Consider the following 10,435-nt stretch of genomic DNA (forward strand, 5'->3'; position numbering starts at 1 on the left):
GGAACGGCCTTCGGAAGCGTGGGCGAGCGAGAGGGGAAGGACGGGACCGGGGACAGGCACCGAGCGGGGACGAGATGTGGAATCCGCCCGGAACCCGCCCCCGGAGACAGCGTCGGCCGATGCGCTGATCAGCCGATGACGTTGTCGACGCCCTTCTTCGCCGTGGACCACGCCTTCTCGGACGAGGTGCCCTTACGCTCCACCTCGCTCAGCGCGTTGGTGATCTGCTGGGCCACATTGGCGTCATGGACCCCGAGGACCTGTACGGGGGAGGACTTGGCCGCGTCACCGAAGATCTGACCGATCGGCGCGTCCGAGAAGTACGGGTCCTTGGCGCCCGAGACCTTCTCGATGGCGCCCGTGGCGGACGGGAAGAGCCCCTGCTTCTGGAAGAGCTTCGCCTGCTGCTCGGGCGCGGTCAGCCACTCGATCAGCTCGTACGCCTCCTTCTTGTTCTTGGCGGCGCGCGGGACGGAGAGATACGAGCCTCCCCAGTTGCCCGCGCCGCCGGGCAGCTTGGCGACGTCCCACTTGCCCGAACCGGTCTCCCCCGCCTGGCCCTTGATATAGCTGAGCATCCAGGCGGGGCACGGAATGGTGGCGAACGAGCCGGCCGCGAACGCCTGGTTCCACTGCGGCGTCCACTGGTCGAGCTTGGCGCTCAGCCCGGACTCCGCGGCCTCCACGGAGGTGTCCCAGGCGGTCTTCACGGCCGGGTTGTTCTCGTAGACCAGCTTCCCGGAGGCGTCGTAGTACCGCTCCTTCTCCTGGCCGATCATGATCGAGTAGAGGCTGCCGATACTGTCGATCCAGGCGCTCTTCGCGGGCGCCTTCTTCTTGTACTCCTTGCCGAGCGCGAGATACCCGTCCCAGGTGGACCATGTCCGGCTCAGCTCGTCACGGTCCGTCGGCAGCCCCGCCTGCTTGAAGAGATCCGTGCGGTAGCACATCGCCTCGGGCCCGACATCCGTGCCGAGACCCAGGATCCGGCCGTCCTCCGTCGTGGCGGCGGACCACTTGGCCTCGGCGAACTGGTCCTTGAGCTTGTCCGCGCCGTACTGCTTCAAGTCTTCGAATTTGTCGGACTGCTGCTGGGTGACCGACGCGATCCGGCCCACTTCGACGCCCTGCACGTCGCCGAGCCCGCCCCCGCCGGCCAGCCGGGTCTGGAGCGACTTCCAGTAGTCGGCCTCGTCCTCGGTGTCGCTCTGCTTGATCGTGATGTCCGGGTGGAGTTTCTGGTACTCCGCGTAGAGTCCCGCCTCCTTGTAGCCGAACGATCCGAAGAGGTCGACCGTCAGCGTGACCTTGCCGCCCGCACTGTCGGAGGTTCCCCCCGAGGAACCGGATCCGCACGCGGCGAGGAGTGCCCCGGAGAGCACGACCGCACCGAGACGGACCGCGGCCCTCCTGGCGGCTCGGGCGTTGGGCATGGGAAGCCTCCCTTGGCTTCGGAATACAACGGAGTACCCACGAGAGGCAGTTGAGAGCGCTCTCAAGAGATGGCTTGGAGCGTGCCCCGGCGCGCTCCTCCTCGTCAAGACTCGAACACATAACGGCTACGGTTCAGACCCAGGCTCGTCGTGAACTGCCTTACTTGTCAGACGTATTGACACTTCTGTTTCAGGAGTTTTACGTTTCCTGCCATCTGAGAGCGCTCTCGGACGCCCTTGCCCCCCATGTCTTCGAGGTGCCGTCCATGTCCGTCTCCCGCGCCAGACCCGCCTCGGCGCTGCTTCTGGCCACCGCCCTGGCCGCCGTCGGTCTCGGCCCCGCCGCGTCCCCGGCGCTGGCCGCCAATGTGCCCGTCGGCTCAGGCAGTTACTCGGACAGCCGGCCCGCCGGCACATCCGGCCCCACCACCAACACCGGCACTCCCGTCACCCCGAAGGTGACCGAGGCCGCCCGCGACCGGCCACTGCCCACCAACGACTGGTGGTCCTCGCTGGCCTTCCAGCGATACGGCGACAACCCGTACTCCACACCCATGTACGGCCACCCCCTCACCTATCAGGCGACGGCCGGCGGACTGGAGGTCGGCTATCCGACCACCCCGGCGATCGTCGGCGACGGCCGCCAGTACGAGTACGCGCACAAGGCCGACCTCACCCTCGGTCTGACCGGGCTCAACTCGCCCGACACCAAGGCCGACGCCTGGTCGGACTGGACCGTCACGCCGTACTGGTCCGACGGCGCGCGCACGCTGCGGACCACCATCGGCCACGGTCTGCCCTTCGTCTACGCCAAGGGCTCGGGCGGTGACGCGCGGATCACCACCGCCGCCGCGCCCGAGGTCTTCGCCGACGACGGCAATGTCCTCGGTATCACCGTGGCGGGCCACCACTACGCCCTGTTCGCACCGAGCGGCAGCGACTGGGCCGTCTCCGGATCCACCGTGACGGCCGGGCTCGGCGGCGCCGACTACTTCTCGCTGGCGGTCCTGCCGTCCACCGACGCGCTCGCGACCTACAGGAAGTACGCGTACAGCTTCGTCACCGGCTCGAAGGTGAGCTGGAGCACCGAGGGCGGCACGGTCAGGGCGACCTACAGCCTCACCACCGCGCCGCAGGAGGGCACCGAGACCGGTACGCTCCAGGCCCTCTACCGGCATCAGTGGCTGAATACCACCGACGCGCTGACCCCGTACACCTATGTCTCACCACGCGGCACGATGAAGGTGCGCGAGTCGGCCTCCTTCACCACCTCCCAGGCGTCCTCCGGGGTGCTGCCCGCGCTGCCGAAGTCGAGCGGTGTCGACCGGGCGCGGCTCAAGGGCTATCTGGACGAGGTGGCGGGCGCGGGCGACCCGTTCTCGGGCGCGACCGACACGTACTGGACGGGCAAGGCGCTGGGCAGACTCGCCCAACTGGTGCCCATGGCCGACCAGATCGGTGAGAGCGCGACGCGCGACAAGCTCCTCGGGCTGCTCAAGAGCCGGCTGGAGGAGTGGTTCACGGCGGGCGGCGCGAGTGAGTTCTCGTACGACAAGGACTGGAAGACGCTGATCGGCTATCCGGCGTCCTACGGCAGTGACACGGAGCTGAACGACCACCACTTCCACTACAGCTACTACGTGTACGCGGCGGCGATCGTCGCGCAGTACGACCAGGTGTGGGCCGCCGACTCCGCCTGGGGCGGCATGGTGAAGACGCTGGTCCGTGACGCGGCCAACCCCAGCCGCACCGACACCGCCTTCCCCTTCCTGCGCGGCTTCGATGTGTACGCGGGCCACAGCTGGGCCTCCGGCCACCAGGGGTTCGCCGCGGGCAACAACCAGGAGTCGTCGTCGGAGTCCACCAACCTCAGCGCCGCACTCGTCCTGTGGGGCTCGGCGACCGGCGACGCCGAACTACGGGATCTGGGCAGCTACTTGCTCGCCACCGAGTCCGAGGCGATCGCCCAGTACTGGTTCGACGCCGACGAGCAGGTCTTCCCGTCCTCCTTCGGCCATGACACGGTGGGCATGGTGTGGGGCAGCGGCGCCGCGTACTCCACCTGGTGGACCGCCAACCCCGAGGAGATCCATGGCATCAACGTCCTGCCTGTGACGGGTGGTTCACTGCATCTGGGCCGGGAGAAGGCGGCGATCGAACGCAATCTCGCCGAGCTGGAACGGGAGAACGGCGGCCCGGCCGTCGAATGGCGCGACATCCTCTGGGAGTTCGAGGCACTCGCCGATCCGGCGGGCGCCAAGGCCAAGTGGGACGCGGGCAACGCGGGTTACACCCCCGAGGCCGGTGAGTCCAAGGCGCACACCTACCACTGGATCGCCACGCTTGACGCGCTCGGCGCTCCCGACGCGACGGTGACCGGGTCCGTCCCGGCCTCGGCCGTCTTCAGCAAGGGCGGCGTCCGTACCTACGCGGCGCACAACTTCGAGTCGGTGGCGCGGACCGTCACCTTCTCGGACGGTACGACGCTCGACGTACCGGCCCGCTCGACGGCGACGAGGTAGTCCCACCGCCTCATCGCGTCATCGCACCGGGGAACGAGGGACGGCGGGCCCGGCTCAGGCCGAGGCCCGCCGTACCAGCGTGGTCGGGGTGATCACCGACGCCGAGGCCCGCTCGCCCTCGCGCTCGCGGTCGAGCCCGCGCAGCAGCAGCCGCGCCATCAGCCGGCCCTGCCCCTCGATGTCCTGCTGGACGGTGGTCAGCGGCGGATCCGTGACCCCGGCCACCGAGTCCATGTCGTCGAACCCCACCAGCGCCACCTCGTCGGGCACCGCGATCCCGCGCTCCTTGAGCACCCGCAGCGCGCCCGAGGCCATCAGATCATTGGCGGCGAACACCGCGTCCAGCCCGGGGCACCGCGCCAGCAGCTCGGTCATCGCCCGCGCCCCGCTCTCCTCGGTGAACGCCCCCTCGGCGATCAGCGCGGGATCCCCGTCCAGCAGCACATCGCGGTAGCCGTCGAGCCGGTCGGTGGCCGATGTCTGGTCGCGTGGCCCCGCGATGTGCGCGATCCGCCGACGGCCGAGGTCCCGCAGATACCGCACGGCCTCCCGGGCGCCGCCGCGGTTGTCCGCGTCCACATACGGCACGTCCCGGTGGTCGGGCGCCGACGTCCAGCTCGGCCGGCCGCCGTAGACCGTCGGCATCCCGGCCCGCCGGGTGATCTCCGGGATCGGATCGTCGGTGTGCAGCGAGAAGGCGAGCGCGCCGTCGACATGGCCGCCCGCCAGATAGCGTGCGATCCGGTCGTAGTCGCCGGGGCCTTCGAGCAGCAGCAGGACCAACTGGTAGTCGTGCGCGGTCAGTTCCTTGCTGATACCGCGGATCTGCTGGGAGAAGAACGGGTCGGAGAAGATCCGGATCTCCGGCTCGGCGATGATCACGGCGACGGCGCCGGTACGCCGGGTGACCAGTGTGCGGGCCGCGTGGTTCGGTACGTATCCCAGCTCCTCGACCGCCCGTTGCACCTTCTCGACCAGCGGCTGTCGTACCCCCGCACCACCATTGACGACCCGGGAGGCGGTGGCCCGCGAGACACCGGCGCGCGCCGCGACGGCTTCCAGAGTGGGGCGGGCCCCAGGGAACGGCTCGGTCAAGACGTGCGCTCCTCGTCGGAGGTGATACGGACTGCGCGGACAGGAACGCCGTCCAGCCTAGCCGCTCCCGGCGCGTTCCTGAGAGCGCTCCCATACTGCCCCAGCAGGGAACATGCCGCTTCGACGGGAAAAGCGCCGTGCCGCGCCACCCGGGAAGGGCGGCGCGGAACGGGCACGGAAGGGCCGGAGAGCGGGCGCGGCGCCGCACAGGGCGGGCGCGGCACGGCCGCGGAGCGGGACGGTCCGGCCGTCAGCGCTCGTGGATCGTGTTCGTCGCGGCGATCCGCTTCCAGGACGCGGGCCGGCCGGGCGCCGCGTCGGACCGTACGAGACCCGCCCCCGCCGCGGCCCCGGCAGTGGGCTTCGACGGCTGGTAGAGCCAGGTGTCGAAGAACCCGGCGAGCGGCTTGCCCGAGATCCGCTCCGCGTAGGTCACGAAGCCGTTCACCGAGGCGTTCCCATGGGCGTGCTCGGCCGGCCAGCCCTTCAGGATCGCGAAGAAGTCCTTGTCACCGATCCTGTTCCGCAGCGCCTGGAGAGCCAGCGCGCCACGGTCGTAGACGGCGCCGTGGAACTGGTTGTCCGGGCCCGGGTCGCCCGGCTTCACCGTCCAGAACGCGTCGTCGGCCGGGTACTGCGCGTACAGATAGTCGGCCAGCTCCCGCGCGGTGCCCTCGCCCTCCTTCTCCGACCAGAGCCACTGGCTGTACCGCGCGAAGCCCTCGTTGATCCAGATGTCCTTCCAGCCACGGACCGAGACGCTGTCGCCGTACCACTGGTGCGCCAGCTCATGGACGACCACCGAGACATTCGCGCCGTTCGCGAACTGCCTCGGGCTGTAGAACGGCCGCGTCTGTGTCTCCAGCGCGTAGCCGCTGGTCACATTGGGCACATAGCCGCCGAGCGCGTTGAACGGGTAGGGGCCGAAGACACCGGTCAGCCACTCCGCCACCTCGCCGGTCCGCTCGACGCTCGCCCGCGCGGCCCCCGCGTTGTCCCCGAGGTCCACGCTGTACGCGTTGAGGATCGGCAGTCCGTCCGCGGTCCTGTCGGTGGTGATGTCGAACTTACCGACCGCCAGCGTTGTCAGATAGGTGGCCTGCGGCTTGTTGGAACGCCAGTTGAAGCGGGTCCAGCCGAGCTTCGAACTCCGCGACTGGAGAACGCCGTTGCTGATCGCCTGGGTGCCGTCGGGCACCGAGACCGAGATGTCGTACGTCGCCTTGTCCAGCGGATGGTCATTGGACGGATACCACCACACGGCCGACTCCGGCTCCTGGGCCGCGACACCGCCGTCCGGGGTGCGGTGCCAGGCCGTATAGCCGTCGATCTCCAGCTCGGACGGCTTGCCGGCGTACCGCACCACCACCGAGGCCGACTGGCCCTTCGTCAGTGGCGTGGCCGGGGTGATCTCCAGCTCGTGATCGCCGGTGGCGGCGAACACCGCCTTCTTCCCGTTCACCCTCACTTCCTCGGTCTTCAGCCCGAAGTCGAGATTGAAGCGGGAGAGGTCCTGCCGTGCGGTGGCGAGCAGGGTCGCCGTGCCCTGGAGCAGATCGGTGGCGGGCTGGTAGGTGAGTCTGAGGTCGTAGTGCGACACGTCGTATCCGCCGTTGCCGCTGGCCGGGTAGTAGGGGTCGCCGATGCCCGGGGCGCCCGGGGAGAAGTCCGCGGCGGATGCCGGGATCGCCAGCAGAAGCGAGGTCGCGAGGACGCCCGGAACGATGAATCTGCGGTGCACTGCCGCTCCAAATCGTGGGGATCGAAGGTCTCTTGACCTTATGGAGCACATCGCCGCATGGTCATGTCCATGGCCCGTTATGTCACATGATTGCCATGCGGCGGATACGCCGTACGGTCCCCTCCCGCCCCTCGCCTCCCCCGACGGCCCTCTTTTGCGGGCGAGTTGACGGGGGTACCTTCCGCCCCATGGAGATCCGTGCGCGGGGCGCCCGCTGGTCATGCAGAACGCTGGTCGCGACGGCATCCGCCGCGCTGCTGGGGGTATTGCTCGCCCCGGCGGGAGCACAGGCACAGCCGGCGCAGGGAGCACCGAACGCGCGGTCGGCGCAGGCAGCACCGAGCGCGCGGTCGGCGGCGGCCGAGTCGCCCCCGCCCCGCAGCGAGCCCGTCTACTCCTACGAGAACGCCATCCGCGAGTCCGTCTGGGTGGACACCGGGATCGACGGCGACGCCGACGGCAGCACCGACCGGGTCGCCGTCGATGTCGTACGGCCCCGCGAGGCCGCGCTGTCGGGCCGGAAGATCCCCGTGATCATGGACGCCTCCCCGTACTACTCCTGCTGCGGACGAGGCAACGAGAGCCAGAAGAAGACCTATGACGCGAACGGCGACCCCGTCGGCTTCCCGCTGCACTACGACAACTACTTCGTGCCGCGCGGCTACGCCTTCGTCGCCGTCGATCTGACCGGCACCAACCGCTCCGACGGCTGCGTCGACATCGGCGGACGCTCCGACATCCTGTCCGCCAAGGCCGTCGTCGACTGGCTGAACGGCCGGGCCCGCGCGTACGGCAGCCGCACCGGCACCGACCCCGTACGGGCCTCCTGGACCACCGGCGCCACCGGCATGATCGGCAAGAGCTGGGACGGCACCATCGCCAACGGCGTCGCCGCCACCGGCGTCAAGGGGCTCAGGACCATCGTCCCGATCGCCGCGATCAGCTCCTGGTACGACTACTACTTCGCCCAGGGCGCCCCCCTCTACGACTCGGGACCCGAATGGCTCTCGGACTATGTGGAGAGCCCCGAGGCCCGCGCCCGCTGCCAGGCCGTCCAGCAGCGGCTGATCGACGGGGCGCCGCGCACCGGCGACTGGACCCGGCTGTGGAGCGAGCGCGACTACACACGGAACGCCGAGAACGTCAGGGCGAGCGTCTTCGCCGTGCACGGCATGCAGGACCTCAACGTCCGCACGAAACACCTCGGCCAGTGGTGGGACGCGCTCGCCGACGCGGGCGTGGAGCGCAAGATCTGGCTCTCCCAGACCGGCCATGTCGACCCGTTCGACTTCCGCCGTACCGAATGGGTCGACACCCTGCACCGCTGGTTCGACCACTATCTGCTCGGTTACGACAACGGCGTCGACCGCGAGCCCATGGCGGACATCGAGCGCGCCCCCGACCGCTGGACGACCGACCGGGTGTGGCCGCCGCGCGCCACCGATGCCACGACGGTGCGGCCCGCCGCGGGTACCGTCCCGGGCGTCGGCACACTCGGCCGTACGCCCGCCCGTCCCGGTACGACCGAGACCTTCACGGACGACCCGCGGCTGGGCGAGTCCGACTGGGCCGCGGACATCGACCGGTCCACCACCGCCAAGTCCGGCTTCATCACCCGGCCGCTCAGCCGCGATCTACGGCTCTCCGGCTCCTCCACGGTGACCGTCACCGCCACCCCGTCCACCTCGACCGCCCATCTCTCCGCGGTCCTCGTCGACCTCGGCCCCGACACCATCCGTGACTACGGGCACGCGGGTGAGGGCATCACCACCCTCACCGAGCGCACCTGCTGGGGCCCGAGCACCACCGGCGACAGCTCCTGCTACCGGGAGACCGCGGCCAGGACCGCGGACGTCGACCACACGGTCTTCAGCCGGGGCTGGGCCGATCTCGGCACCTACGCCTCGGCCGGCCACGGCCGTCCGCTCACCCCGGGCAAGCCATACACCCTCACCCTCCAACTCGCCGCGAGCGACCATGTCGTACCCGCCGGCCACCGGCTCGCCCTGATCATCGGCGGCACGGACCAGGGCCTGATCGACCCGCCGTCCACCACTCCGACCCTCACCCTCGATCTGGCCCGCACATCCGCGAAGCTGCCGCTCGTCGGCGGCGCCGAGGCGTTCACCCGCGCCACGTCCGGCACCGTCCCGCCGCACAGCGCACCCCGAGAGTCCCGTCCGAACGGCGTGGCCGAGCCGCGCCGGACACCTCCGATCCCGGGAGACCGCACCTGATGACACCCCGTCTACGCACCCTCGTCCTGGCGGTGACCGCCGCGGCCCTCGTACTGCCGATCGCGGCCCTCCCCGCGCAGGCCACCCCTGGTCGGGCCGCCGACACCCCGCCGCGTACGGAGTTCGAGACCGGCGACGGCGCGAACTGGACCAGCCAGGCCCAGGAACAGCGGTTCCTGAACGCCGTCGACCGGGGCAGCGACCGCGCCACCCTCACCACCATCGGCACCACCAAGCAGGGCCGGCCGCTCCAGCTCGTCGAGCTGGGCGCCCGCCGCGCGCCCGCCACCGTGCTGCTGGTGTGCAGCCAGCACGGCGACGAACCGTCGGGCCGCGAGGCGTGTCTGACCACCGTCCGCGATCTCGCCTACGCCGAGGACCGTGCCACCCGGCGCTTCCTGGACCGTACGACCGTGCTCGTCGTCCCGACCGCCAACCCGGACGGCAGGGCCGCCGACACCCGCGGCAACTCCGACGGCGTCGACATCAACCGCGACCACATCGCGCTGAAGACGGCCGAGGGCCGAGCGATGGCCGCCGTCATCCGCGACCGTCAGCCCGACATCATCTACGACCTGCACGAGTACGGCGCCACCCCGCCGTACTACGACGAGGACCTGTTCGACCTCTGGCCCCGCAACCTCAACACCGACACGCGGGTGCACGACGAGGCGCGGGCGCTGTCGGAGCGGTACGTACGCCCCGCCGCGCGCGCGGCGGGTCACTCCATCGGCACCTATGGCATCTGGACCGACCCGGTGACCGGCGACCCCATCAAGCAGACGGCGGGCGACGGCCAGGAGCGCATCCTGCGCAACGCCTCGGGCGTCAAGCACTCGATCGGCCTGCTCATCGAGAGCCGGGTCGATCCCGTCACGGACGCCGAGAAGGCCGACGAGGCGCTCAACAACCGGCGCCGTGTGACCAGCCAACTCGACTCCCTGAAGGGCCTGTTCTCCTTCACCGACGAGCGAAGGGCGCGGATCGTCACCGCCACGGCCACCGCCCGGCTGACCGGACTCAAGGACCGCGGTCCCGTCTATCTCGGCGGCGCCGACAACGACCCCGCGGCCCCCGAGAAGATCCTCCAGGACCCGCCGTGCGGCTACCGTCTCGACGCGGCCCAGTACACGGACGTCAAGGACGAACTCGCCCTGCACGGCGTGGTGTCCGTGCCGCTGCCGCTCGGCAAGGGCGCCTTCGTACCGCTCCGCCAGTCGCAGCGGAGCCTGGTGCCGCTGCTGCTCGACGAGCGGGCGGAGTACCACCTGACGGCCGCGACGCCCGCCGCCTGCTGACCGTTCCTCGCGCTCGCCCTAGGGCGTGTTGCGAAAGTCCCGCCTGCCCGGCGACGCCCGGCACGCACGCTCGCCGCGTTGTCGGATCACCCCAGTACGTCCAGTACTG

Annotated in this window: 6 protein-coding genes; 3 read left to right on the forward strand and 3 right to left on the reverse strand. The window is 70.2% G+C overall.

All coding sequences use genetic code 11. From position 1 onward, the window contains the following. Positions 1-128: 128 nt before the first annotated feature. Positions 129-1,433, reverse strand: a complete 1,305-nt coding sequence (locus tag AB0M67_RS40280; protein ID WP_365753051.1) for an extracellular solute-binding protein — start codon at positions 1,431-1,433, stop codon at positions 129-131. Positions 1,434-1,699: 266 nt separating this feature from the next. On the opposite strand from AB0M67_RS40280, the gene AB0M67_RS40285 reads away from it, so the two are divergent. Then, positions 1,700-3,955 carry a glycosyl hydrolase gene (locus AB0M67_RS40285; protein ID WP_365753053.1) on the forward strand — a complete coding sequence of 752 codons (2,256 nt, stop codon included), beginning with the start codon at positions 1,700-1,702 and terminating at the stop codon, positions 3,953-3,955. Positions 3,956-4,009: 54 nt separating this feature from the next. On the opposite strand, the gene AB0M67_RS40290 is transcribed toward AB0M67_RS40285, so the two are convergent. Both AB0M67_RS40290 and AB0M67_RS40295 read right to left on the reverse strand, forming a co-directional pair. Continuing rightward, a complete protein-coding gene (locus AB0M67_RS40290) occupies positions 4,010-5,050 on the reverse strand; it encodes a LacI family DNA-binding transcriptional regulator (protein ID WP_365753055.1) in 1,041 nt (346 codons plus the stop codon). A gap of 250 nt (positions 5,051-5,300) precedes the next feature. Next, on the reverse strand, positions 5,301-6,791 hold the full coding sequence (locus tag AB0M67_RS40295) for a M1 family metallopeptidase (RefSeq protein WP_365753056.1): 1,491 nt from the start codon (positions 6,789-6,791) through the stop codon (positions 5,301-5,303). Between the two features lie 188 nt (positions 6,792-6,979). On the opposite strand from AB0M67_RS40295, the gene AB0M67_RS40300 reads away from it, so the two are divergent. Next, positions 6,980-9,028 carry a Xaa-Pro dipeptidyl-peptidase gene (locus AB0M67_RS40300; RefSeq protein WP_365753057.1) on the forward strand — a complete coding sequence of 683 codons (2,049 nt, stop codon included), beginning with the start codon at positions 6,980-6,982 and terminating at the stop codon, positions 9,026-9,028. Beyond that, entirely contained in the window at positions 9,028-10,326 is a 1,299-nt protein-coding gene (locus AB0M67_RS40305; protein WP_365753058.1) for a M14 family metallocarboxypeptidase, read from the forward strand. Before AB0M67_RS40300 ends, AB0M67_RS40305 begins: the two co-directional genes overlap by 1 nt. The last annotated feature ends 109 nt before the right edge of the window (positions 10,327-10,435 follow it).

The sequence above is a fragment of the Streptomyces sp. NPDC051662 genome (genome assembly GCF_040681655.1).
GTDB lineage: Bacteria > Actinomycetota > Actinomycetes > Streptomycetales > Streptomycetaceae > Streptomyces.

What these genes read in the sequence shown, in the direction of transcription:
- AB0M67_RS40285 (WP_365753053.1), top strand. Translation starts at nt 1,700, where the DNA reads ATGTCCGTCTCCCGCGCCAGACCCGCCTCGGCGCTGCTTCTGGCCACC.
- AB0M67_RS40280 (WP_365753051.1), bottom strand. Translation starts at nt 1,433, where the DNA reads ATGCCCAACGCCCGAGCCGCCAGGAGGGCCGCGGTCCGTCTCGGTGCG.
- AB0M67_RS40300 (WP_365753057.1), top strand. Translation starts at nt 6,980, where the DNA reads ATGGAGATCCGTGCGCGGGGCGCCCGCTGGTCATGCAGAACGCTGGTC.
- AB0M67_RS40305 (WP_365753058.1), top strand. Translation starts at nt 9,028, where the DNA reads ATGACACCCCGTCTACGCACCCTCGTCCTGGCGGTGACCGCCGCGGCC.